This window comes from Kocuria sp. KD4, assembly GCF_011769905.1.
Lineage (GTDB): Bacteria > Actinomycetota > Actinomycetes > Actinomycetales > Micrococcaceae > Kocuria > Kocuria marina.
Map to the genome: position 1 here is coordinate 651,277 of NZ_CP050449.1, position 24,528 is coordinate 675,804.

The 24,528-nt window shown below is 69.9% G+C and carries 20 protein-coding genes, 1 tRNA gene and 1 pseudogene; 11 read left to right on the forward strand and 11 right to left on the reverse strand.

Annotated elements, in window-relative coordinates; translation table 11 throughout:
* Positions 1-66: 66 nt before the first annotated feature.
* Positions 67-621, forward strand: a pseudogene (locus HBK84_RS02945) (MFS transporter); the annotation flags it as partial.
* A gap of 174 nt (positions 622-795) precedes the next feature.
* On the opposite strand, the gene HBK84_RS02950 reads toward HBK84_RS02945, so the two are convergent.
* The 4 genes from HBK84_RS02950 to HBK84_RS02965 all read right to left on the reverse strand — a co-directional run bounded on the left by HBK84_RS02950 (position 796) and on the right by HBK84_RS02965 (position 4,939).
* Positions 796-1,542, reverse strand: coding sequence for an amino acid ABC transporter ATP-binding protein (locus tag HBK84_RS02950; RefSeq protein WP_167319109.1), 747 nt, complete (start codon positions 1,540-1,542; stop codon positions 796-798).
* A 234-nt stretch (positions 1,543-1,776) separates the two neighbouring features.
* On the reverse strand, positions 1,777-2,571 hold the full coding sequence (locus HBK84_RS02955; protein WP_167318151.1) for an amino acid ABC transporter permease: 795 nt from the start codon (positions 2,569-2,571) through the stop codon (positions 1,777-1,779).
* Between the two features lie 91 nt (positions 2,572-2,662).
* The gene (locus tag HBK84_RS02960) at positions 2,663-3,430 is read right to left on the reverse strand and encodes an ABC transporter substrate-binding protein (RefSeq protein WP_064846690.1); all 768 of its coding nucleotides are present in this window, start codon (positions 3,428-3,430) and stop codon (positions 2,663-2,665) included.
* Positions 3,431-3,514: 84 nt separating this feature from the next.
* A complete protein-coding gene (locus HBK84_RS02965; RefSeq protein ID WP_167318152.1) occupies positions 3,515-4,939 on the reverse strand; it encodes an isochorismate synthase MenF in 1,425 nt (474 codons plus the stop codon).
* A 274-nt stretch (positions 4,940-5,213) separates the two neighbouring features.
* On the opposite strand from HBK84_RS02965, the gene HBK84_RS02970 reads away from it, so the two are divergent.
* The 4 genes from HBK84_RS02970 to HBK84_RS02985 all read left to right on the forward strand — a co-directional run bounded on the left by HBK84_RS02970 (position 5,214) and on the right by HBK84_RS02985 (position 9,649).
* Positions 5,214-6,485 carry a geranylgeranyl reductase family protein gene (locus HBK84_RS02970; protein WP_167318153.1) on the forward strand — a complete coding sequence of 424 codons (1,272 nt, stop codon included), beginning with the start codon at positions 5,214-5,216 and terminating at the stop codon, positions 6,483-6,485.
* A 109-nt stretch (positions 6,486-6,594) separates the two neighbouring features.
* Complete coding sequence (locus tag HBK84_RS02975; RefSeq protein WP_167319110.1) at positions 6,595-7,557, forward strand: polyprenyl synthetase family protein; 963 nt, start codon at positions 6,595-6,597, stop codon at positions 7,555-7,557.
* Positions 7,558-7,652: 95 nt separating this feature from the next.
* Positions 7,653-9,434 carry a sodium-dependent transporter gene (locus HBK84_RS02980; protein WP_167318154.1) on the forward strand — a complete coding sequence of 594 codons (1,782 nt, stop codon included), beginning with the start codon at positions 7,653-7,655 and terminating at the stop codon, positions 9,432-9,434.
* The gene (locus tag HBK84_RS02985; RefSeq protein WP_064846695.1) at positions 9,431-9,649 is read left to right on the forward strand and encodes a methionine/alanine import family NSS transporter small subunit; all 219 of its coding nucleotides are present in this window, start codon (positions 9,431-9,433) and stop codon (positions 9,647-9,649) included. Before HBK84_RS02980 ends, HBK84_RS02985 begins: the two co-directional genes overlap by 4 nt.
* A gap of 122 nt (positions 9,650-9,771) precedes the next feature.
* Here the strand turns inward: HBK84_RS02985 and rarD are convergent, their stop codons facing one another.
* On the reverse strand, positions 9,772-10,710 hold the full coding sequence (gene rarD / locus HBK84_RS02990; protein ID WP_167318155.1) for an EamA family transporter RarD: 939 nt from the start codon (positions 10,708-10,710) through the stop codon (positions 9,772-9,774).
* A gap of 41 nt (positions 10,711-10,751) precedes the next feature.
* Positions 10,752-12,185 (reverse strand): DUF6882 domain-containing protein, encoded by a 1,434-nt coding sequence (locus tag HBK84_RS02995; RefSeq protein WP_167318156.1) that lies wholly within the window; start codon positions 12,183-12,185, stop codon positions 10,752-10,754.
* Between the two features lie 267 nt (positions 12,186-12,452).
* Here HBK84_RS02995 and HBK84_RS03000 point away from each other — a divergent pair, with 267 nt between their 5' ends.
* Positions 12,453-13,817 (forward strand): SseB family protein, encoded by a 1,365-nt coding sequence (locus HBK84_RS03000; protein ID WP_167318157.1) that lies wholly within the window; start codon positions 12,453-12,455, stop codon positions 13,815-13,817.
* 123 nt (positions 13,818-13,940) lie between these two features.
* Here the strand turns inward: HBK84_RS03000 and HBK84_RS03005 are convergent, their stop codons facing one another.
* A complete protein-coding gene (locus HBK84_RS03005) occupies positions 13,941-14,417 on the reverse strand; it encodes a Fur family transcriptional regulator (protein WP_144931517.1) in 477 nt (158 codons plus the stop codon).
* Positions 14,418-15,027: 610 nt separating this feature from the next.
* Here HBK84_RS03005 and HBK84_RS03010 point away from each other — a divergent pair.
* Entirely contained in the window at positions 15,028-16,938 is a 1,911-nt protein-coding gene (locus HBK84_RS03010) for a sigma-70 family RNA polymerase sigma factor (protein WP_167318158.1), read from the forward strand.
* 20 nt (positions 16,939-16,958) lie between these two features.
* Positions 16,959-17,858, forward strand: coding sequence for a zinc metalloprotease HtpX (htpX, locus tag HBK84_RS03015; protein ID WP_035960103.1), 900 nt, complete (start codon positions 16,959-16,961; stop codon positions 17,856-17,858).
* Between the two features lie 231 nt (positions 17,859-18,089).
* Here htpX and HBK84_RS03020 read toward each other — a convergent pair whose 3' ends face one another.
* Positions 18,090-18,581 (reverse strand): YajQ family cyclic di-GMP-binding protein, encoded by a 492-nt coding sequence (locus HBK84_RS03020; RefSeq protein WP_035960096.1) that lies wholly within the window; start codon positions 18,579-18,581, stop codon positions 18,090-18,092.
* 267 nt (positions 18,582-18,848) lie between these two features.
* Between HBK84_RS03020 and HBK84_RS03025 the strand changes: the two genes are divergently transcribed.
* Positions 18,849-18,930: transfer RNA gene (locus HBK84_RS03025), tRNA-Tyr, on the forward strand.
* Between the two features lie 313 nt (positions 18,931-19,243).
* Here the strand turns inward: HBK84_RS03025 and HBK84_RS03030 are convergent.
* Entirely contained in the window at positions 19,244-19,912 is a 669-nt protein-coding gene (locus tag HBK84_RS03030; RefSeq protein ID WP_167318159.1) for an LLM class flavin-dependent oxidoreductase, read from the reverse strand.
* A 115-nt stretch (positions 19,913-20,027) separates the two neighbouring features.
* Here HBK84_RS03030 and HBK84_RS03035 point away from each other — a divergent pair, with 115 nt between their 5' ends.
* A complete protein-coding gene (locus tag HBK84_RS03035) occupies positions 20,028-20,426 on the forward strand; it encodes a co-chaperone YbbN (protein ID WP_064846723.1) in 399 nt (132 codons plus the stop codon).
* Positions 20,427-20,643: 217 nt separating this feature from the next.
* Here HBK84_RS03035 and HBK84_RS03040 read toward each other — a convergent pair whose 3' ends face one another.
* Entirely contained in the window at positions 20,644-21,357 is a 714-nt protein-coding gene (locus HBK84_RS03040; RefSeq protein ID WP_167318160.1) for a VIT family protein, read from the reverse strand.
* A 192-nt stretch (positions 21,358-21,549) separates the two neighbouring features.
* Complete coding sequence (locus HBK84_RS03045) at positions 21,550-22,548, reverse strand: DNA-3-methyladenine glycosylase (protein ID WP_144931511.1); 999 nt, start codon at positions 22,546-22,548, stop codon at positions 21,550-21,552.
* Between the two features lie 103 nt (positions 22,549-22,651).
* Between HBK84_RS03045 and HBK84_RS03050 the strand changes: the two genes are divergently transcribed.
* Positions 22,652-24,394: a DUF2079 domain-containing protein gene (locus HBK84_RS03050; RefSeq protein WP_167318161.1), complete on the forward strand. Its 1,743-nt coding sequence runs from the start codon at positions 22,652-22,654 to the stop codon at positions 24,392-24,394.
* Positions 24,395-24,528 lie beyond the last annotated feature (134 nt).

Sequence of the window (24,528 nt, forward strand, 5' to 3'; positions counted from 1 at the left end):
TCACGTCGATTCATTCATGATTCGGGAAAGAGGCACCCCTGGTAAAACCCAGGGGTTGCTCCCGGTGCCATGGGTCACACTCTCGGTCAGGATCGAGGTCGAGTAATGAGCGCCACGTCGGTGCTCAACTCGGGCGCGGTGATCGGCGGCATGCTCGCCTCCAAGCTCGCGGACCGTTCGGGCCCGCAGCACATCGTGGCCACCACGTTCGTGCTCCCGGCCATCACCCTGACGCTTATGACCTTCGCGTTCCCGCTGCCGGTGCTGTTCATCGTCATCGCGATCGCCGGTGTGGGCACCCTGGGTACCCAGGTGCTGATCTACGGCTTCACGTCCAACTACTACACGACCAACGCACGTGCCGCCGGCGTGGCCTGGGGCTCCGGCCGCCTGGGCGGGATCTTCGGCCCGCTCATCGGCGGGTGGCTCCTGGCCGCCAACCTGGGAGGCGCCACCGCGTTCTACATCTTCGGTGCCGTGGCCCTGTTCGGTGCGCTCGTGACCATCCTCGTGCCGCGTCAGCGCACGGTGGAACAGGCCAAGGCCACGGCCGAGGAGATCCTCGAGACCCAGGACATCCGGGGGTCCGCCACCGACATCCCTGTCACGGATCGCGTCTGATCCACCGATCCGGTCGGGCACCCGCTCGGCACCCGTGTTCCACCACGACGGCGCTGCTGTTCTTCCCGAACAGCGGCGTCGTCATCGTGTGCTTCCACGCGGCATCGAGCGCCCCGCCCATTGCTGCAGGATCACGGGGGCGGGGCCCCCGTTTCATGGGAGTCGGCGGGCGGATTACTCCGGGGTGTCCACCGTGGTGGGGTTGAGGACCCGGGAGAGGAACGTGCGGGTGCGCTCGTGCTGGGGTGAGCCGATGACCTCGCGGGCGGGGCCCTGTTCCACGACCACGCCGCCGTCCATGAACACCACGCGGTCGGCGACGTCGCGTGCGAAGGACATCTCGTGGGTCACCACGAGCATGGTCATCCCGTCATCCGCGAGTTGGCGCATGATCGCGAGGACGTCGCCCACGGTCTCGGGATCGAGAGCGGAGGTGGGCTCGTCGAACAACATCAGATCGGGGTCCATGGACAGCGCCCGGGCGATCGCCACGCGCTGCTGCTGACCGCCGGAGAGCTGGGTGGGCCGCTGGCCGGCCTTTGCCTCCAGACCCACGCGTTCCAGGTTCGCCAGGGCGATGCGCTTGGCCTCCTCCTTGGAGCGCTTGAGCACCTTGACCTGGGACACCGTGCAGTTCTCGAGCACGCTCAGGTGGGGGAACAGGTTGAACTGCTGGAACACCATGCCCACGCGGCGGCGCATGGCGTCCACGTCCAGATCTGGGTCCGTGACCGTGAACCCGCCCACGGAAATGGTCCCGGACTGCGGGGACTCCAGGAGGTTGAGGCAGCGCAACAGGGTGGACTTGCCGGAACCGGAGGGCCCGATCAGACACACGACCTCACCTGTGGCCACGTTCAGATCGATCCCGCGCAGCACCTCGAGGTCCCCGTAGGACTTGTGCAGCTCGCGCACGTGCACCGCGGCGGAACCGGAGTGGCCCCGGTCGGACGCGGCAGCGGCGTCGTCGGAGGACGCGCGAGATACACCCGGGGACCGGGCAGCGGAACGGCCCGGACCGGTCGCGGCAGAGCTGGGACCTGCAGTAGAGGCGGCGTCGTGCTGGGAACCCCGGGCGGGATCCGCCCCGGGGGTCGCCGACGGGTCGGAGGATGCGGGATCGGGGGAGGCTGCGGAAGTGGACACTGGGAGCTCCTAGGACTTCTTGACCCGGTCGGTCTTGGTTTCGAAGTGGCGGGACAGAAGCCCCAGCGGCACGGTGATGATCAGGTAGCAGATGCCGGCCACGACGAGCGGGGTCAGCCCGGCGCCGGCGTCGGAGATGCCTTCGCGGCCGAACTTGGTGAGTTCGTACTGCTGCACGCCCATGCCCAGCAGGTAGACCAGGGAGGAGTCCTTGGTCAGCAGGATGACCTCGTTGGTCAGCGGCGGCAGGACGATGCGCAGGGCCTGGGGGATCACGATCGTGACCATGGCGCGGGTGTGGGACATGCCCAGGGAGCGGGCAGCCTCGTACTGCCCCGGGGGCACGGCCTGCAGACCTGCGCGGAGGGACTCGGCGATGTACGCGGCGGCGACCACGCCGAGCGCGATCATCACGGTCACGTAGTGGTTGAAGCGGAAGCCGAAGGCCAGGGGGATGCCGTAGCCCAGGGCCAGGAACACGAGCAGCGCGGGCACGCCGCGGAAGAACTCGATGTAGAGGGTCGCGATCCACCGGTAGGGCGCCACGGAGGAGAGCTTCATGAGCGCGAGGACCACACCCAGGGTCAGGCCCACCACGAAGCCCAGGACCGTGTAGATCAGGGTGTTCTTCAGCGCCACGGTGATGATCCCGGGGAACTGGTTCAGTGCGACCTCGGGGTTGAACACGCGCTGGTAGAGCACGTTCCAGTCCGCGAGGAACACGAGTGCTACCAGTACGACGACGAGTGCGGCGTACTGGATGCCCCGCGACAGCTTGGCGCGCTGCCGGGTGGTCATGGCCATGGATGTCTCCCTGTCCGTGGATTACCCACATGTGCGTGCCGGGCGGTGTCACACCGCCCGGCACGGATGTCCTGCTCTCGGGGAGTGGAGCCTACAGGCCCATCCACTCCTTCTTCATCTTGTCCATGGTGCCGTCGCTCGTGATGCGGTCCAGGGTCTTGTTCACGGAGTCGAGGATCTCGGTGTTGCCCTTCTTCACGGCCACGCCCAGGTTCTCGTTGGTGTCCACGGTCTGCACGACCTCGAGGTCCGGGTTGTCCTTCGCGCGCTTGGACAGCGTGGAGATGTTCCCGGACACGGCCTGCACGCCACCGGACTCGAGGGACTGGAACATGAGCTCCACGTCCTCGAACTGCTGGGTCTTCAGGTGCTTGTCCTTGGCGAACTGCTCACCGGAGGTGGCCTGCTGTACGCCCACGGTCTTGTCCCCCACGGAGTCGAAGTCGCGGATCCCGGAATCCTTGGTGGTCAGCAGGGCGATCTGATCGTTGAAGTACGGCTTGGAGAAGTCCACGGACTGCTTGCGGGCGTCCGTGATGGTGATCCCGGAAATGGCGGCGTCGCACTGGTCGGTGTCCAGCGCCGCTCCGGACTCGAGGGTCTCGAAGTTCGCCTGCACGACGTTCTTCTCCCGGCCCAGGTCCTTGGCGATCTCGTCCCCCAGGGACATGTCGAAGCCCACGATCTTGCCGTCCTTCTCGAACTCGAACGGCGGGTACGGAGAGTTGGTGCACACGGTGAACGTGTCGGAGCCACCGGCCTGGGAGCCGCCCCCGGAGGTCGATTCACAACCGGTCAGTGCCAAGCCTGCGGCGGAGAGGACGGCGAGCGCGGGAACGAGTCGGCGCAGGGTTGACATGTGTGCTCCTCGGGGAGATGTGGGGTTCCGGGTGAAACTCGTGGCGATTTTACTACGGGGTGCCCGGATCGGCCCGGAATCCCTTTACTCCCGGTCCCACCGTGCGGGCAGGGACTCGAGCATGGGGCGCAGTTTCGCCCAGGTCTCGGCGAGCTCGGCACGCGGATCGGATTCGGCCACGATCCCGCAGCCGGCGCTCACGCGCGCCCGGTGCGCGTCCAGCTGCACGGCCCCGCGCAGGGCGATGCCCCACTCGCCGTTACCTGCGCCGTCGAGCCAGCCCACAGGGCCGGCGTAGAGCCCACGGTCCATGCGTTCGAGGTCCTCGATCACGGCCCCGGCGGTCTCGGTGGGCGTCCCGCACACCGCGGCGGTCGGGTGGACGGCCTCCGCGAGTTCGAGGGCCGAGGGCAGGGTCCCGTCCACGCCCGCACGCAATTGCGCGGTGACGTCCGACGCGAGATGCCACACGTTCGGCAGCGCCAGGATGAAGGGGTGCTCGCCGCCGGAGACCTCATCCGCGTACGGGGACAGCCCCGTGATCAGAGAGTCCACGGCGAAGCGGTGTTCGCGCTGTTGCTTCTCGGACCCGCCCAGCTCGGTACCAGCGAAGTCCTCGGGGTTGGCGCCGTCCGGCAGGTCCTGGCGGTCCAGGGTCCCGGCGAGCACACGGGCCGTGGCGGTGCCGCGATGCACCCGGATGAGCATCTCGGGGGTCGCGCCGAGCAACCGGCCCGCACCCTCCCCGTCGTCCGGGCCCTCCTGCTCGGAACCTTCCTGCTCCGGGCCCAGGCGCACGCAGTACGTCCAGCACGTGGCGAAGCGTTCGCTCAACCGCCCCAGCACCGCACCGAGTTCGATGGGCCGCCCGGTGTCCACGACCACGTCCCGCGCGAGCACGAGCTTGTCGAGCTCCCCCGCGCGGATCATCCCCACGCCGTCCGCGACGGCCTCCATCCAGTGCTGTTCGTCCAGGGTCCCGGGCACGGCCGTGGGGTACGACGACGCCGCTGCGTCCGGTTCCTCAGGCCGCGCCACCGCGGGTGCGGCGCGCACGAGGCGACGCCACGCGGCGTCGACGTCCTCGACCGTGGGTTCGGACGGTCCGGTGGAGATCAGGGTGAGCCACGCGCCGTGGGCGTCGGTGCCGATCACGAGCTCGGGGACCATGAGCCCGGAGTCCACCGTGGAGGACGGGGCGAACGCGAACGCCCCGAAGGCCAGCAAACCGGTGCCGGGGCGCTGCACGGAGTCATGCACGGTCGCGTCCTGGCGAAGCTCGTCCCACCACACGCGCGCGGAGGTGAACCGGGTCCCGCCCCGCACGCGGTAGGCCGCCACGCGACCGAGGCCGACGATTCCCTTGCCGCGCATGATCCACGTGGCCGGGTCCGCGCTGCCCAGCAACCGCCGGACGTCCGGGTTGCGGGCGAACTCTGCTGCCGCGGGAACCTCGGACAGGGGAAGGGTGAGCGCACTCAGGCGGGGTGCGGGGAACTCGGGTGTCATCGTCCTCAAGCATAGGACGCGCGCGTGGGCGCGGCGGTGTCGGTCGGGTGGGACCGGGACCGGCCCGGCTTCCTGCCGAGTCCGTGGGCGGAGCGACGACGGCGGGCACGGTGTACATGGCGAGGCCCGCGCCACCGCATGGATGGCGGCGGCCGCGACGACGGCGGGGACAGCGGCGTCGGCGGGCGATGACACAATGGGCGGGTGGTCCGTCCAGCACGCGGGCGCGCCGACATCACAAGGAAGAACACAGGAAGCGGAGGGCCGCGGCGCAGTGAAGGTCTTGATCAGCGGGGGAGGCCCCGCCGGTGCCACGGCGGCGTACTGGTTGGCGAGCCAGGGGATCGCGGTGACCGTGCTCGAGAAGAGCGGCTACCCGCGGGAGAAGGTGTGCGGGGACGGGCTCACGCCGCGGGCCGTGCGCCAGATGCAGCTCATGGGCTTGCCGCACGGCGCCGCGGAGGGTTATAAGGCCAACAAGGGACTGCGACTCGTGGCGTCCGGGCGCACCGTGGAGGTCCCGTGGCCCGAACTGACCGATTTCCCGTCCTACGGACTCGTGCGCACGCGCGCGGGTTTCGACGAGGACCTCGTGCGGCACGCCCGGCGTGCCGGTGCGCACGTGATCGAGCACCGCACGGTGCGGGACGTGCTGCGTGATGACACCGGGCGGATCGTGGGCGTGCAGGCAGCCGTGATGGACCCGGCGACCGGGCGACGCACCTCCGAGACGGAGGAGCACCGCGCGGACCTCGTGCTCGCCGCGGACGGCAACTCGACCCGCACCGCCGTGGCCGCGGGTCTGCACCGGCGCACGGATCGGCCCCTGGGCGTGGCCGTGCGCACGTACTACCGTTCCCCGCGCTCGGAGCTCGACTGGATGGAGGGGTGGCTCGAACTCGCGGACGGCACGGACCCCGAGCGCTCCCTGCTGCCCGGTTACGGCTGGGTCTTCGGCGTGGGGGACGGCACCGCGAACGTGGGCCTGGGCATCCTGGACACCTCGTCCGCGTTCGGCAAGCTCGATTACCGCGCGGTGCTGCGTGACTGGGCCGCGTCCATGCCCGCCGAGTGGACCTTCGACCCGGAGCACCAGGTGGGCCGGGTGGGTTCGGCCGCGCTGCCCATGGCCGGCAACCGCACCCCGCACTACGTTCCCGGGCTCATGCTGCTCGGGGACTCCGCGGGGCTCGTCTCCCCGTTCAACGGGGAGGGGATCTCCAACGCCATGGAGTCCGCGCTGTTCGCGGCGTCGTGCATCGTGGACGCCGCCGAGGCCAACGGGCCCCAGCAACGGGAGAACGCGCTCGCCCGCTACCCGCAGCTCGTGCGCGCCGAATGGGGGGCCCATTTCACGCAGGGCCGGGCGCTTGCCGAGCTCATCGGCCACCCGGCGATCCTCACCGCGGCCCTACGGGCGGGGATGAGCGTCCCGGCCATGATGCGCTTCGCGGTGCGGGTCATGACGGAACTGTCGGACCGGCCCGCCCGGACTGTGACCGATCGCGCGATCGCGGTACTGGACGCACTGACCCCCGCGAGCTGAATTGTCGATAGAGTGGTGGATCGTGACTGACCCCAGCCGCCCGAATGACTCCCTGCGCTTGCCCGAAGGGTTCGAGCTCATCGCCCAGGACTCCCACCTGGGCCCGCTCATGCTGCGCAGCCTCGATCGGATCGAGCAGCGGCTGGCAGAGTCCGTGCACTCCGCGGACCGGATCGCGGACGTCACGGCCCGGCACCTGCTCGACGCCGGCGGTAAACGGGTGCGGCCCCTCCTCACGCTGCTCGCGGCGGAAGTGGCCGGTGAGGTCACGGACGAGGTCATCGAGGCCGCCGCGGTCGTGGAACTGACCCACCTGGCCTCCCTCTACCACGACGACGTCATGGACTCCGCCCCCATGCGCCGGGGCGTGCAGACCGCGCACACGGTGTGGGGCAACACCGTGGCCATCCTCACCGGGGACATGATCTTCGCGCGTGCCTCCGCCATGGTCTCCGCCCTGGGCCAGGAACCCCTCATGATCCAGGCGACCACGTTCGAGCGCCTGGTGATCGGGCAGCTGCAGGAGACCACCGGTCCCGCTCCGGACGAGGATCCCGTGGCCCACTACATCAAGGTGCTCTCCGGTAAGACCGGTTCGTTGATCGCCGCGAGCGGTCAGTACGGCGCCCTGCTGGGCGGGGGGGCCCGCTCCGTGGTGGATCTCATGGTCGTCTACGGCGAGAAGGTGGGACTCGCGTTCCAGCTCGCGGACGACATCATCGACCTCACCGGCCACCCGGACGTCTCCGGCAAGATACGCGGTACGGATCTGCGCGAGGGCGTGGACACCCTCCCGGTCCTGCTGTTGCGCCGCGACGCCGCCGGCTCCGACCCGGCCGCCGCGGCCTCCGCGCGCGAGCTGCTCGAGCTCGTGGACGGGGACCTGTCCGACGACGCCGCCCTGGCCCGCGCCGTCGAGGCCGTGTCCGAGCACCCCGCGGCTGCGGAGGCGTGGCAGATCGCCAACGACTGGGCGGACGAGGCCATCGCGGCCCTCGAACCGCTCGACGATTCCGTGGCCAAAGCGGCACTGATCGAATTCGCGCACGGCGTGGTGCATCGCAGGGGCTGAGTTCTCAGTAAGCTTGGCGCATCCGTAATCCACTTGCGCGCCATGAGGGCTTCCGCGTGCGCGCCGATGGGATTCGTCCCGCGTGAGGTTCATCCATGTCCACAGACACGACACGTGGTCGCGCCGCGAAGGAAGCATTTTCCGGGCGCACCATGTTCATCTTCGCCGCCATCGGCTCCGCCGTGGGGCTCGGCAACATCTGGCGGTTCCCGTACGTCGCGTTCGACAACGGCGGCGGCGCCTTCATCATCCCCTACCTGGTGGCCCTGCTGACCGCCGGTATCCCGCTGCTCATGCTCGACTACGCGGTGGGTCACCGCTACCGCGGGTCCGCCCCGCTGTCCTTCCGGCGGCTGCACCCCAAACTCGAGACCATCGGGTGGTGGCAGCTGGCCATCTGCGTGGTGATCGCCGTGTACTACGCCCTGATCATCGGATGGGCCATGCAGTACACCGTGTTCTCGTTCAGCAAGGCGTGGGGGGACGATCCCGCGACCTTCTTCATGAGCGACTACATGCGGGTCTCGGACGAGGTCACGATCGGCTTCGACTTCATCTGGCCGGTGTTCATCGCCACGGCCATTGCGTGGCTCGTGCTGCTGATCGTGCTGATGATGGGCGTGCAGAACGGGATCGGGAAGATCAACGTGGTGTTGATCCCGCTGCTCGTGGTCATGTTCTTGATCATGGTGGGCATGGCCCTGACGCTGCCGGGTGCCGCCGCGGGTCTGGATGCCCTGTTCACCCCGTCCTGGTCCGCACTGGGTGATTCCTCCGTGTGGGTCGCGGCCTACGGGCAGATCTTCTTCTCCCTCTCGGTGGGTTTCGGCATCATGGTCACCTACGCGTCCTACCTCAAGCCCCGCTCGGACCTCTCCGGCTCCGCACTCGTGGTCGGTTTCGCGAACTCGTCCTTCGAGATCCTCGCCGGTATCGGCGTGTTCGCAGCACTCGGCTTCATGGCCTCGGCCTCCGGGACGGAAGTCGCCGACGTCGCGACGTCCGGGATCGGTCTCGCGTTCATCGCCTTCCCGGCCATCATCTCCCAGGCCCCGTTCGGCACGCTGATCGGTGTGCTGTTCTTCGGTGCCCTGTCGTTCGCCGGGTTCACGTCCCTGATCTCCATCGTGGAGGTCATCGTGGCCGGTTTCCGCGACAAGCTCGGGCTCTCGCGCCCCGCGGCCGTGGCCCTCGTGGTCATCCCGCTCGCCGCGATCTCCCTGCTGTTCTTCCCCACGACCACGGGGCTGAACTTGTTGGACGTCGTGGACGCGTTCGTGAACAACTTCGGCATTGTGGCCGCGGCCCTGGTGTCCGTGCTGTTGCTCACCGCGGGCTTCTCGGCGCTGCCCACGCTGCGTGACCACATCAACTCGGTCTCGTCCTTCAAGCTCGGGCGCACGTGGATGATCATGGTGGGCGGTGTGACCCCGGTGATCCTGGGCTACATCCTCATCGACCAGCTCACCGAGACCGTGTCCCAGGGTTACAACGACATGCCGCAGTGGTTCGTGAACACGTTCGGGTGGGGGATGGCCGTGGCCCTGATCGTCTTTGCCTACCTGCTGTCCCGACTGCCCTGGTCCCGGCGCACCGCGGAGGCCCTCACGAGCCCCGCCCCCGCCATCCAGGACGCCTACGTGGACCGCGGCACCCTCGCGCGCCACAAGCCGCTGTCCCACTACCAGGACACCGCGACCCGCACCCCCGCACTGGGCCAGGACTTCTCCCTGCGCGCCATCGAGGACGGGACCGTGGTGCAGCGTCAGGCCCCGTGGGCGCACGCCGGATCGGGTCACACCGACCCTGCTGGCGACGCCGCGGGCCGGTCGTCCGCCCAGGTCCAGCCCCGCCGCTCGGAAGGAGAACTCTCATGAGCACCATGTCCGTCGTCATGATGATCGTGGCCATGGTCACCGTGTGGGGTGGGCTGTTGCTCGCCCTGATCAACATCAAGCGCTCGCCCGAGGAGGTCGACGAGCTCGACACCCCGTCGGAGGGCTCCCGTGAGGACGCCGCGCACCGCGCGGCCACCGACGGTGACCCGGGATCCCGGGTGAACGCCGGCGCGGCTCCCGAGTCGCGGATCTGATTCACACGGTCCCATGAGACAAGGCCACCCCTGGTCAGGGGTGGCCTTTTCTCGTTCCGGGCCCCGGGTGCGCGCAGCGGCGGGGGATCGGGTGCTGTCAGTGGCGGTGAGACCTGGTGCGCTCAGCGGCGGGGGAGACGGGGCGCGCGAGGTGCGCGGACGGCGTCGAGCACGAGCAGCACCACGGCGAGCCACACGAGGCCGAAACCGACCCAGCGCTCCGGGGGCATCTCCTCGTGGAAGACCAGGACGGCCAGGATGAACTGGCCGATCGGTGCGATGTACTGCAGCATGCCCACGGTGCTCAGGGGCAGCCGGGCGGCGGCGGCGCCGAACAGCAGGAGCGGAACAGCGGTGATCACGCCGGAGGACAGCAGCAACAGGAAATGCCCGGTGCCCTCGGAGGTCAGGGTGATCTGTCCCTGGGCGCCCAGCAGCGCGACCGCCACGAGCGCGAGCGGCGTGATCATGGCGGTCTCCCCGGTGAGGGTGATCAGCGCGGGATAGCGCGAGCCCACGCGGGACTTGACCAGGCCGTAGAAGCCGAACGTGAAGGCGAGGCCCAGTGAGAGCCACGGCACCGCGCCGTAGAACACGGCCATGATCACCACGGCCAGCGCACCCACGGCGATCGCGGTCCACTGCAGGGGGCGCAGCTTCTCGTGCAGCACCAGGACACCCAGCAGGATGGCCACGAGCGGGTTGATGAAGTACCCCAGGGACGCCTCGAGGGTGTGCCCCGTGGTCGTGGCGACCGTGTACAGCAACCAGTTCCCGGCGATCAGCACACCGGCCACCGTGAGCGCGAGCACCGCCGAGCCGTCCCGGAACAACCGGATGAACCGGCCCACGGAGCGGGTCACGGCCAGCATCAGCAGACAGACCACCAGGGAGAAGACGATGCGCAGGGCCACGATCTCGTACGCCGTGGCCGGGGCCAGGACCACGAAGTACAGGGGTAGCAACCCCCAGATCCCGTACGCGGCGAACCCGTAGCCGAAACCGGCCCGGGCCCTCTTCTGCGGGTGAGGGCCCGGGCCGGAAGTCGCGTTGTCAGTCACCGTCCGATCCTATCCCCCGTGACCGCCGCGTCGGTTCGCGATCAGAGGTCGAAGAAACGGCTCAGGAAACCGCGCTTCTTCTTGCCCTTCTTCTCCGCCTGCTCGTTGGTCTCGACCTCCTGGCCGTCCACCACGGCGGGGGCGGAGATGTCGTCCTCAGCAGCGCCGGGGCCGGCGACGGTCTCGCGGGCGACCACCGTCTCCCGCTCGGCCCGCTCACGGGCCACGGTGTCCTCGGAAACGTCCCGCAGGACTGGCTGCTCCGTCGCGGGTTCGCTCGGTTCCGGCGCAGTGGGTTCGCGCGTGTCCCGCGCCGCGTCCTCGTCCTGCATCCCCGGCTGGGCCGCGGCGAACTCGGGGTCCGGGATCCGGGACATGGCCGTGGTGTTGGGGTGCGGGGAGGCCTGTGGGCCGGCGGTGGCCGCGTCCCCGGAGGGACCGGGCAGCACCGTGGTCTCCACGCGACCCGGCTCGGCGGGTCCGGAGGTGGGTTCCTGGTCGAACGGGCGGTCCGGGTCCCGCACCTCGCTCGCGGGGACGGCCACGTCCCCCTCGGGCTGCTCGGGCTCGGGCGCCTCGATCTCCTCGCGGGACAGCTCGCTGGGCAGCGGCTCCTCCTGCTCGGACGCGGACGAAGCCGCTGCGGCGGCTTCTTCACGCTCGCGCCGCTTGCGTTCGGCGGACTCCACGCGCTGCTGCTCACCGAGCTGCTCGGCCTGGGCCACCGCGGCACGGCGGTCCTCGAGCAGGGCCTCGCGGTGGGTCTGCGCCTGGTGTTCGAGCTCGCGCAGTTCGTTCTCGCCCACGGAGGGCTCAGCGGGTTCCACGCCCGTGATCTGGTGGTCGTCGAACCAGAAGCGCTGAGCGCCGTCGTGCACGGTGACCACACAGGTGGCGTCCGTGTCCCACTCCACGTGGGCGCCGCGCAGCTTGGCGTAGCTGGCTACGGCGAGGTTGTGGTCCACGGCGGTGTCCGTGGTCAGGGACTCCCCGATGACCTGCATCATGCGCTGCTCCGTGAGTCGGGGCAGCTCGAACTCGGGGCCGTCCAGCAGCAACCACGCCGTGATGTTGCCACCGGCGCGCGCGGGATAGTGGGCGTAGAGACCCGTGACGGCCTTGGCGGCCAGGGTCAGCCGGCGGGCCAGACCGTCCTCGAGGGGCAGCTCGTCCGTGGTCAGCTCGGAGACCTCGTGACGCTCACCGGCCTGCTTGGCCTGCACGGCGGCGGAGACCACGCGCGGGTTGAAGTGCCCGAGCTCCTGCCACGACCACACGAAGGACCCGCGGGACGCAGATTCGGTGCCCAACAGGTAGGGGGTCAGGGTGACGGGAGGCGTGGTTTGCAGGGTGAACGACGGCGCGGAAAAGTCCACGTCCCACTCCGCGCCCTGGGACAGTTCCGCCAGCACTGCCTGGTATTCGGTGGAAAGGAAGATCGACGCGTCGATCAACTCCTGCAAAGTTTTCGTCATGGGTCCAGGCTAACAACTGGCGCGGACGCCAGCGCGCGCCGGACGGCCCGTCGGTGCCTGTGGGGCCCCTGTATCCGCCCGCGGCACGTACCCCACGACGACGCCGCGGCCGCACCGAGCGACGTCGCGCCCCGCGGCCGTGTTGGGACCTCGCACGCGAGCGGTTCGTTAGGCTGGGGGCGCGCGGCGCCCGGCAGCGACCGGGGGAGATCGCGCGAACTTACAGCGAGCGGACCCGTGGCTCACGGGTCGAAGGGACACCACACCATGACCTCTGAGCCTCGGCCCGAATCGACGACCCCCGCACCCAGTGAGCGTGAACTCGTGGCACGGGTGGGCGAATGGGTGATGTCCGTCCTGCGCACGGAACCGGGCTGGGACACCATGCTCGTGGAGTTCAAGCCCCAGGGCGGGCGGGTCCATCTGCGGGTGGTCGAGAACAGGGACGGCTCCGTGATCCCCGGGGCGGCAGGGCCCATCAAGCAGGACAGCCCGGTGCTGGAGACGATCGCGCAACTGCAGCGCAGCTGCGCGGTGCCCGGGCGGGGAAGCTGGTTCACCGCGTCCGTGAGCATCGCCGCGAGCGGGTGGCCCGAGCCCACGCTGCACACGAGCGCGTCCTACAATTTCCGGGAGCTGCCCCGCCCCTACGCGGACGAGGGCGCCTACACGGGCCGGGACGTGCTGGCTCAGCTGACTGAGTTCCCGCGTACCCAGGAGCGCACGCCGCTGTGGGCCTTGGAACTGGCCGATGAGGCCGGGGTCGAGCTGCCGTTCGCACCGACCTCCGAGGACGACTCCCACGGGGACGTGCACCCCCGGTTACGCGCGGCGGCCGAGGCGTTCACTCGCGAACCCGGGGAGCGGACCCTGGCCGGGGCCCTGCGCGAGGCGCTGGCCGGGACCGTGCTGCTGGACATCTCCGGATCGGACCTGGTCCCGGGGGAGGACGGTCAGCCCGTGGGGCCGCAGTCCCACATCCGGGTCCAGGCGGTCGCCCAGCCCGACGGTGGTCGCGCACTGGCCGTGTATACGACCGCCGAGCAGGCCCGCGAGATGTTCACCCGCAGCAACAAGAACCCGGATCTGGCCGAACCCGTCCTGCTGCGCCAGCGCGCGAGCGCGATGATCGAGATGGTCGCGCAGGACACCCAGTACGACGAGATCGTGGTGGACCCGGCGTCCGAACACGCCCTGCGGATCCCCCGCCAGCAGATCGAGTGGGTGGGCCGCTCACCCCACAACGAGGCACTCAAGCAAGCGCTGCTGGACAATGCCATGGCGGACGTCCTGGGGGCTCTGCTCAACCCGAACGGTTACCTCATGCTCGGCACCCGGGACGAGGGGGAGAACGCGATCCCGGTCATGGTCCAACCCTCCGAGGAGGGCGCCGCACCGGATACCCTGCTGGTCTTCACGTCCGCGGCGGAGGTGGCCGCCCTGGACCCGGCGCTCACGGTGCGCTCGGCCCCGTCCCGGAAGATCCTGGAGTTCGCGCTCGAATCGGGTGCGGCGGCCATCTGCCTCAATGCCATGGCCCCCGTGGCCACCCTGCCCACGGCGCAGCTACGGGAGATGCTGGAGCTCGTCACGCAGCGCGAACAGGGCGGTACCTCGCAGCCTCGCGACTGAGAGGTCGGTGGGTCGGAATTGCGGCGCATCTCGTCCGCAGTTTCCACACCCGCGGGGCGTGTCCGGGGGTGCGCCAGGGCTCTATGCCAGGGCCGCGCGTCAGGGAGCCGGTGTCAGCGTGGCTCAGCGGGCCTCGGTCGCGCTCGCCGCGAGCTCTTCCTGGCAGCGGGGGCACACACCCCGGTAGACGACCTCCGCGGCTAGCAGCTCGAAGCCGTGGTCCTGGGACGGCGTGAGGCACGGGGCATGGCCCACGGCGCACGGCACGTCCTGGACCACTCCGCAGCGCACGCAGTACGCATGGTGGTGGTTGTCCCCGGTGCTGATCTCGTAGCGCGCGGGGGATCCGGGCGGCTCGAACTTGGACACCATCCCGATCGCCGCGAGGTCCGCGAGGACCACGTAGACGGACTGGACGGACATATTGGGCAGCACGGAGCGGACCTGCTGCACGGTGTCCTCGGCGGTAGCGTGCGGAACCGCGGACACGGCGTCCAACACGGCAAGACGTTGTTTGGTGACCCTGCGCCCGTGCGAGCGCAGATGCGAGGTCCACGCATCCCGCGACGGGTGCGGCGCGGCCTGAACGGTGGTCTCCATGGGATGATTCTATTCTTATTCTGAGCCACTCACAATAGTCGCGGTTACGGCGCTCCCACGCTGCCGACGCCGCCGTCCCCGTCGACATGTCCGTCCCCGCCCGCGGCCCCGGGGCACCGCCGTGGTCCACTCGCGGCCCGCCCGCCGCGTGGGGCCGTCGCGGTCCGGGACGGGCGCGCGGAAGGCCGCGCGCAGCGGCGTCGTCATCCGTGACGGGACCCGCGAAAAAAGTTTTCGGATCTCGCGTCATGATTTCCGATCCCGTGCGTCTACGTAGTGGATCCCGCGCGGGCTGCGCGGGATCCCGGACGGTCCGATCGCTCTGGGACCGGCGAACCGGTGCCGCGATCACCACGGGGACACATCGCGCGGCACGCGGCGGGTGAGAGCGTCTCTTTGCCGGACGGGCTGTCCGGCGCGGGGGAGGGAGATGGCACTAGGAGACGGGGGCGGGACCGGCGTGGGGGCGCCGGTCCCGCCCCCGGCCATGACTGGGCCGGCGCGGTGACAGCGGGAACGCGGGGGGAGGGGCGGGGTCGCGGAGTGCCGCGCAGCGCCCGCGGCTGTCACAATGGAGGTACCGAGTTACTTCCAGTGGGCAGAGAGCGCCATGTCACACAGAGCAGTTCCCGGCACCGGGGACCACCCGGGCCAGGGCGGCCAACGCATCAGCGACGAACACCTGTTACGCGCGGTCCGCGAAGGTGACTCGCATGCCTTCGCCACGCTCTACGAACGGCACCGCGGGGCGGCGCTGGCCGTGGCCCGCATGCATTCCCGCAACGAGCCGGAAGCGGAGGACCTCGTCTCCGAGGCGTTCACGCGCGTGTTCGCGCTGCTCAAGGAGGGCAAGGGCCCCCGGGAGTTCCTGCGCGCCTACCTCGTTACGGCCGTGTCCCGGCTCGCTGCGGACCGCGCCAACGAGCTGAGCCGCACGCGTCCCGTGGACCCCCAGCCGGACGGGCCGCTGGACCGTGTGCAACTGTTCGAGGACACCGTAGTGCGCCAGGTGGACTCCGTGGTGGTGGCCCGCGCGTTCGCGTCCCTGCCAGAGCGCTGGCAGGAAGTGCTGTGGTACCTCGAGATCGAGGGGCGCAAGCCGCGTCAGGTGGCCTCCGCCGTGGGCATTCAACCCAACGCGGTCTCCGCGCTGGGCACACGCGCACGGGAGGGACTCCGCACCGCCTACATGCAGGAACACGTCTCGGTGCGAGCACTCGAGGACTGCGGCGAGTACTCACGACAGCTCGGTGCGTTCGCGCGCGGTTCCCTGACCCCGTCACGCACCAAGGTCGTGCAGGAACACCTGGACCGGTGTCCCCGCTGCACCGCCGAGTACCTGCAGCTCCAGGACCTCGGGATCGGGATGCGCGGTTGGCTCCTGCCCGTCCTAGCCGGACTTCCGTTGTGGGCCGGCGCGGGCGGTCGGCTCGTGGACGCGCTCGCCGGCACGTCCCTGGCGGGCTTCGGGGCTGCCGCGTCCCAGGCTCCGGGAGTCGCGGGGACCCCGGCTTTCGATGGCGCGGCGGGGAGCGCCATCGCAACCTCCGGGGGTCCGGGTGCCGGCGGCTCCGGGGCCGGCGCGGGCGCCTCGTCCGGGGCTGCAGCCGCAGGGCAGTCCACGGGGATTGCTGCGTTCGCATCGTCCGGTATGGGCCTGGCGATCGCCGCGGTCGGCGTCCTGGTTGCGGCCGCCGCGGCCGTGGGGATCGTGGCCGTGTCCAACTCGCCGGGCGATCCCTCGGGCGGTGCGCCCGCCGTCGCCGCCTCCCCGGATGTGAACTCTTCCGACGGCGACGCCGCTGCGTCCGGCGCCCGCGGTTCTTCCGAGACACCCGCAGCCGGTCGCGACGACGATGCGGACGGCAGTGATTCCCGCGAAGGGGATTCCGCCGGTCGGGACTCGGACGGCGGTGCCGCCGATGGTGGAGATTCCGCATCCGTGGCTCAGGGGGACTCGGGCGGTTCCGACGGTGGAGGGTCCGTGGCCCTCGGCGATTCCGACGCGTCCCGCCCCGAGCAGGCCCGCGAGGACGTCCCCCAGGGACAAGGCCCGGACGGCCAGGCCGGCCGCAATCAGGGTGACTCGCAAGGTCGCTGGCCGGGCGGTGCGCCACTGCCCGGGGACCCGGGTGCGCCGGGCAACGGAGCGGGCGGTGCGACGTCGTCCTCTGCCCCCGACCTCGGCACCGATCCGGACGTCCCGCCCACGCCGTCGCCGAGCCCGTTCCCGGGTGACGCGGACCCGGGAGGGAACCCCGCGGACCCGGGCGAGGGAACCTCCCCCGCGCCGTCGGACGCTACGCAAACACCGGTCCCGTCCCCCTCGACGGGGGTGGCACCACCGCCCCCGACGACCACGGACCCCGGCTGCGAGGTGTCGCTCGGACTGGGAGGGTGGGAGATCATCTGCCTCGACGGGCTGCCCCCGCTGCCCACATTTCCCCCACTGCCCGCGCCGCCGTTGCCGCCGTCCGCATTGGTACCGTCGGTATCCCTCAACATTTTCTTGCCCCGCTAGACCCCACAGGAGAACACTGAATGCACCGCCATTACAACGGACTGAAGACCGTGCTGCTGTTGGGCGGTATGTGGGTGGTGTTGCTGGCGATCGGCTGGATCATCGCCGGGGCCACGCGCAGCTCGTTCTTCATCATTTTGTTCGCAGTGATCGGGCTGATCGGTACCGCATACAGCTACTGGAACTCGGACAAGCTCGCCATCCGGTCCATGCGGGCGGTGCCCGTGAGCCCGCAACAGGCACCGGCCATGTACCGGATCGTGGAGGAGCTCTCCCGCCGGGCGGAGCAGCCCATGCCGCGGCTGTACATCGCGCCCACCATGAGCCCCAATGCGTTCGCCACCGGACGCAACCCGGACAACGCCGCGGTGTGCTGCACCGAGGGGATCCTGCAGATGCTCGACGAACGCGAGCTGCGCGCGGTGCTCGGCCACGAACTCATGCACGTGTACAACAGGGACATCCTGACCTCGTCCGTGGCGGCCGCGGTGGCGGGACTCATCACGTCCGCCGCGCAGGTGCTGCAGTTCGCGGCCATCTTCGGCGGCGGGCGCGGTGACGACAACCGCGGTGGCAACATGCTCGTGGGGTTGCTCATGGCGTTCCTCGCACCCGTCGCGGCCACCGTGATCCAGCTCGCCATCTCCCGCACGCGCGAGTACGACGCCGACGAGGACGGCGCCAAGCTCACCGGCGATCCCCTTGCGCTCGCCTCGGCACTGCGCAAGATCGAGGGCGGCGCGTCCCAGCGGCCCATGAACCCGGAGGACCAGAAGGTGGTCAACACGTCCCACCTGATGATCGCCAACCCGTTCCGCGGCGGTGCGGTCTCCGGCCTGTTCCGCACCCACCCCTCCACCGACGACCGCGTGCAGCGGCTGCAGAACATGGCACGCAACGGCGGGTTCTACGGCCGCTGACGCGGCGTTCGGGTTTCGACGTCGCGGTGGGCGTCGCGTGCGACCGGCCCGTCGCGTTGTCCCACGACTGCGGCCCGCGTGTCCGCCGTCGTGCCCGGGGGGGCGAACCCCGTACGGAAGAAGCCGTGATCCCCGCTCGGGGCTCACGGCTTCCTGGTCTGCGGATGCCGACCGGCGTGTGACGGGCGTGGGGCCGACGCGGTGCTGGCGCAGCGCCGGGGCCGGGTCACGTCAGCGGTAGTTCACGAACTGCAGGTCGACCTCCACGTCCGATCCCTTGAGCAGCGCGATCACGTCCTGCAGGTCGTCACGGGACTTGGACGAGACGCGCAGTTCATCACCCTGGATGGTGGCCTTGACACCCTTGGGGCCCTCGTCACGGATGAGCTTGGTGATCTTCTTGGCCTGGTCCTGGGCGATGCCCTCCTTGATAGAGCACTCGATGCGGTACTCCTTGCCGGAGGCGTAGGGCTCGCCGTCGTCCAGGGACTTCAGGGAGATCCCGCGCTTGACCAGCTTGGACTGGAAGACGTCCAGGACGGCCTGGGCACGCTCCTCCGAATTGGCCTTGATCAGGATCTTCTCGCCGGAGAAGTCGATATCCGCGCCCACCCCGCGGAAGTCGTAGCGCTGGGCCACTTCCTTCTGGGCCTGGTTCAGGGCGTTGGACACTTCCTGCTTGTCGACCTTGCTGACCACGTCGAATGATGATTCCGAAGCCACGGTTGTCCTCCTGGGTGTGTTGGGTGCGTGATGTCACCCACCAGCCTAATTGCCCGCGATGAGCGCATTCGTGCCGGAACCGGGCGGATCGGTGGTGATCGGGCTCCCCGCGCAGTTCGCGGTCACCCGCGTGGGGGCACCGATGTCACGCTCCCGGCCGTTCAGGGGTTGTGGGGGCACCCGCGCTGATTTGGGGGACGGGGGGTGTGCTGTGTAATGTTGAGGTGCTCCCGCATGGCGGGGGTGAAATGCGCTCTGTGCGCTCTTGGCAGGTTACCCGAGCGGCCAAAGGGGGCTGACTGTAAATCAGCTGGCACTGCCTACGGGGGTTCGAATCCCTCACCTGCCACCCACGGGGATGAGCGATCATCCCGAAGGGGCTCCCCGGATGACATGATCCGGGGAGCCCCTTCTTTCGTCCCAGGGCCCTGCTGCAGTCGCGACTTTCCTGCCAAGCTCTGCCGCGCCCTGCTCCGCGGCTCACCCGCCCTCTGTGCCGACCGCATCGAATTCCTAGTGGAGCACAAGCAGCTGAGGGCGCCCGTTTCTGCTTTACCTCAGTAAAAGCCGCAGGATGGGGCGTGATGTGGCGGGGCGGAGCCCATGGATGTGGGAAGCGGGGTGGGTGGCAGGTGCGGGAGTTCCGAGCAGCGCGGGTGGGCTCAGCGCAGCGCCGAGAGGACCTCTCGACCGAGCAGTTCCACGGTCCGCAGCGCCGCGTCGTGGGGCAGGCCGTTCACGTCCACGCGCACGAGCACCCGATCCAGCTCCAACGTCTCGCGCATGGCCCGCAGTTTGGTGACGACGTCGCTCACACCGCCCACGAGCAGCGCACCCTCCGGCCCGCACTGTTCGCGGAACTCCTCCGGTGTCCACGCGGGTTCGTCGGCGCTTGCGGCGCCGAAGGTTCTCGTGCTGGCGGCGAAGTGGGGATAGGCGAGGGTGAGGGCGTCGGGGGAGCGGGCGTCGTCGTCGTCGGACACCACGAGGCCCGGCAGCAGCAGGCCCACCGCGCCGCGCGTGGAGTGCCTGAAGCCGCGCAGCGCCTCCCGGTACGCCTTGACGTACGGCACGAGCTGGTCCCAGCGGCCTTCCATGACGTTGAGCATCACGCCGATCCCGTGTCCCGCGGCCAGCAGCTGCAACGGATCCGGGTTGACGTGCTCCGCCCCGTGGCCCTCACCGACGGCCACGATGTCCAGGCCCACCCGGTCCGCGGTGCGGGCCAACTCGGTGAGCTGCAGGAACCCCTCCCGCGGACTGGGAAGCTCACCCGTGTCGGGGTGGGGAGCGCGTTCCCCCCGCGTGGCGATACCGAGTCTGAAGGTCACGGGTGGCTCCTCACGGGTGATTCCTGGGAATGCCGACGGCGCGGCGCCCAGGGCCTTCCTTGTGCCCGCAGTGAACGTTCTGGAGCCCGGCGGAACGGAGTCCTACGCTAGTTTCATGGCTACTGTAGACATCACCCAGGACACCCTGGGCCAGACCATTTCTGACAACGACATCGTGTTGCTGGACTGGTGGGCGGACTGGTGCGGACCGTGCAAGCAGTTCGCACCCACCTACGAGGCCGCCTCCGAGAACAACCCCGAGATCGTATTCGGCAAGGTGGACACCGAGGCCGAGCAGGGCCTGGCCGCCGCCGCCCAGATCTCCTCGATCCCCACGCTCATGGCGTTCCGCGAGGGCATCATGGTGTTCTCGCAGCCCGGCGCGCTTCCCGCATCCTCCCTCGAGCAGGTCATCGACGCCGTCAAGAACCTGGACATGAACGAGGTCCGCGCGGAGGTCGAGAAGCAGGCCGCCGAGGCGGAGACCGGCGCCGCGGGGGATCAGCAGAACTGATCCTGAGTTCCACGGCGTATGTAGACCCGGTAGTGGCGCGCACTTCTCGTCATACACAGATGATGTGATGCCCGCGCCACACGGCACACGCCCATGAAACACGGAGGGCGGCTCCCGAAGGAGCCGCCCTCTCCGTATATCCGGTCTGAATGCCCGGGCCGCTTGTCCGGCGGGATGTGGGACCCCGCCGCCCGTCAGTCGTTCTTCACGCGGCCCGTCACGCCGCGGAAACCCCCAGCAGGGAACCGATGAGGAAGGTCGCACCCAGAGCCAGCGCACCGCCCGTCACTACACGGGTCGCGGCGCGGGCCACGTGCGGGGTGTCACCCAACCGGGCACCGAGCGTCCCTGTGAGCGCGAGCGCCACGAGCACGGCCACGAACGTGACGGGGATCCGCCATGGGGCGGGCGGGAGCAGGATGGCCAGCAGCGGCAACAATGAACCCAGCAGGAACGCCGCCGCGGAGGAGATCGCGGCACCCCACGGGCTGGGAATGTCATCCGGGTCAATCCCGAGTTCGGCATCCAGGTGGGCACGCAACACGTCCTTCTCGGACAGTTCCACCGCGACCTGTCGGGCCGTGGTCTCGCTCAACCCGCGATCCCGGTAGATCTGCGTGAGTTCGTCGAGCTCGGCCTCCGGCATGGCCTGTAGCTCCCACTTCTCCTTCTCGATGAGAGCTTCCTGCGAATCCTTCTGACTCGACACGGACACGTACTCGCCCAGCGCCATGGACAGTGCGCCGCCGATCACCGCGGCCGAACCGGCCACGAGCACGGGCGTCGTAGCCGCGGTGGCCCCGGCCACGCCGACGACGGTCGCGGCCACGGACACGATGCCGTCGTTCGCGCCCAGGACCCCGGCGCGCAGCTTGTTCATTTTCTCCCCGGACTTGGTCGCGTGCGGTTCCACCGCGGTGTGCTGTGCCATGCAGATAGTTTGCGTCGCACATGGAAACCCCGCCAGGCAGGCAAGCCAAACCTCAGTCGGGCTGTCATCCGCGGGAGAGCAGCACGCGCGGCACGCGACATCATGCCCCGCCCGCTCTTTGGGGCGACTCCGCTCTGGAGTAGCCCGTTCGCCGCGGCGGCGCCGATCCAGGGGCGGGCCCATCAAACCCCGTCAGTGGTGACGATGATCCTGGGGTGTGAGGCGGGGTCCGAACGCGGGTTTGCGGTGCCCACTGGCCTTGATGAGCCGCACGACCCGCTGCCGGTGACCTCGCCACGGTTCGAGCAGTTCGAGCATGCGCTCGTCCGATCCGGGGGCGCCGTCGAAGAACCAGCACACGTAGTCGGCCAGGTGGAAGTCCCGCACGCTCACGCCGTCCGGGTCTGCGTGGGTGCACTGGGTGATCTCCGCGGCCGTCCACACACCGATCCCGCTGATCGATTGCACTGCGGCCCGCACCCGCGCCGGATCCGGCTCCCGGCCAAGGCGCTCCAGGGCCGACGCCCGCTGCACCGTGCGCATGACCGTCGCGGAACGGGCGGGGTCCACGCCCGCCCGGTGCCACTGCCAGGACGGCACCCTGCGCCACTGCTCGGCCGTGGGCGGCACCCGCATCCCGCGCGGAGCGGGTCCGGGTGCCTCCTCACCGATCCAGCGCAGCAGCGCCCGGTACGCCCGCACGGCCTCGATCGCCGTGACGCGCTGTTCCAGGATGGAGACGACGGCGCGGTCCAGGACGGTGCCCGTGGCCGGCAAGCGCATCCCCGGGTGGTCGTGGCGCGCCCTGACGAGCCGGTGCGGCAACTGCGCAAAACCCGCCGAGGACTCGAACTCCTCCCACGAATCGTCGTGGCCCACCCACCGGGGCGCGGACGGCAACCACTGCTGCGCGCCCGGACCCCACGCGTCCACGACGACGTCCCGGTCCAGGGGGTTCTCACCCGCGACGCGAGGTGGGCGGGAGAACCGCGCACTCACCGGCAACCCGCTCGAGCGCGTGGTGATCCACACGCAGTCCTCGTTCAGGATGCGCACCGTGGGATCGTCCGCACCGCGCCCGAGCACCCGCAGGGTCTGGCCCAGGTGCACGGGCCCGGGTGGCGTCCAGCGCAACCGGGCGGGGGAGTCCCCCGAACCGGTGACTCGCGCTGTCCGCACCGTGGTGGTCATGCGCAGATGATGCCACGGGTCTCCGACACCCTCGCGCGCACCCGGCTGGCATACTGGGTCCGACAACCCCGCCGCCCGGCACAGGCACCCCGGAGGGAGGACCGTGGCCCGTTCCCCCGCATCGGCCGACCCCGGGCAGACTCGTCCCGCATGGTTGCTACCCGTCCTCGTGGGAGCGTTCACGACCGCGGTGTACTGCGCGTTCTCCTGGAGCCAGTGGATCCGCTGGGACGTCCCCTCGTGGGACAACGCGATCTTCACGCAGCTGCTCTCCGCGTACGCCTCCGGACACGCACCGATCGTGGACATCAAGGGCCACGGGTTCAATCTCCTGGGGGATCACTTCCACCCGCTGCTGATCGTCCTGGCACCGATCTACGCCGTGCTCCCCTCCGCGCTCACCCTCATGATCCTGCAGGACGTCCTCTTCGGGAGCTCCGCCGCCGTCGTCACGCGGTGTGCCCTGCATGTCCTGCGCCCCGCCCCGGCCGTCGCGATCGGCGTGGCGTACGCGGCGAGCTTCGGACTGCAGAACGCGGTCGCGGTGCAGTTTCACGAGATCGCGCTCGCCGTGCCGCTGCTCGCGCTCGGTTTGTGCGCATTGCGGGAACGGCGGTGGCGCGCGGCCGCCCTGTGGAGCGTGCCCGTGGCCCTCGTCAAGGAAGACCTGGGGGTTACGGTCGCGGTGATCGGGGCGCTCATGCTCGGTCACGCGCTGGTCCCGTTCGCGCGTGGGTGGAGCCGTGCGGTACGACGCCGCTGGGCCGAGTTCCGCGCCTACACCCACCGCGGCGCAGGGCGCAGTGCCGTGCACGGGACTGAGGATGGTGTCACCGCGGATGCCCGCCAGGATGGGGACCGCGGCGCCGCACAGACATCGGCGGATCCCGCGAGAGCGGTCCTGCGGGATCCGGCCGCGCGGTGGGGCGCAGCACTCATGGTGTGGGGCATCCTGGCCTCCGCGCTCGCGGTGGGGGTGATCCTGCCCGCGCTCAACCCCGCGGGGGAGTTCGCGTACTCGGACAAGATCGACCTGGCACTTCTGCTGCGCGATCCCACCTCCGTGGTCGTGTTGCAGGTCGTCCCGGTTGAGAAGCTTGTCACGTGGCTGCTCCTGCTGCTGATCGGCGCCGTGGTGGCGGTGCGCTCACCCCTCGCGCTGGTGGCGCTGCCCACGCTCGCGTGGCGCATGCTGTCCCCCAACCACGGCTACTGGGGGCCGGGGTGGCACTACAGCGCGGTGTTGATGCCCGTGGTCTTCGTGGCGCTCGTGGACGCCATCGATCGGCTCCGCAACGATGCGGATCGCGCGCGGAAGGCGGGGAGCGACGTCGTCGTCCCAGACGGCCCGGCGCGCCGAGGAACCGCGGGGGATCATGCCGGGAGCGGGGTTACGAACGGACGCCTCACCCGTGACCGCTTACCGTTCCTCCCCGGCGAGGGTGCGGTGCTGCGCACCATGGCGCGCGCGGCCCCGTGGGCGGCGCTGGTCGTCGCGCTCGCGGTGGGCACCCAGCAACCGCTCGCGCAACTGGCCACCGCCGAGGCATGGCAACCCGATCCGCGTCAGGACGCCAAGGCCGCCGCGGTGGAGCGCATCCCGCACGGGGCGAGCGTGGCCACGGACCTCTCGCTCATGAACGGGCTCGTGAGCACCACCCGCGTGCACTGGATCGGCAACGGGGACGATCCCGCCCCCGAGTACGTGGTCGTGGACCGGCTCGGCGGGACGTGGAGCGGCGAGCCACCAGCGGACGTCACGGGCTACGCGCGGGACATGTACGGGGTCGACTACACGGTCGTGAGTGACGAGGCGAACATCGTGGTGGCCCGCAGATCGGCCTAACATGGCCCGGCCGTGCGGTAGGCTAGTGGTTTATCATCCCGGTTTCTTGTCTGTCGTAACCGTTTCGCCGTAGCGGGCATGTCGGTCCAGGACTTCAGCGGTAGTACCGCGCGCACCGGTGACAATCACTCCAT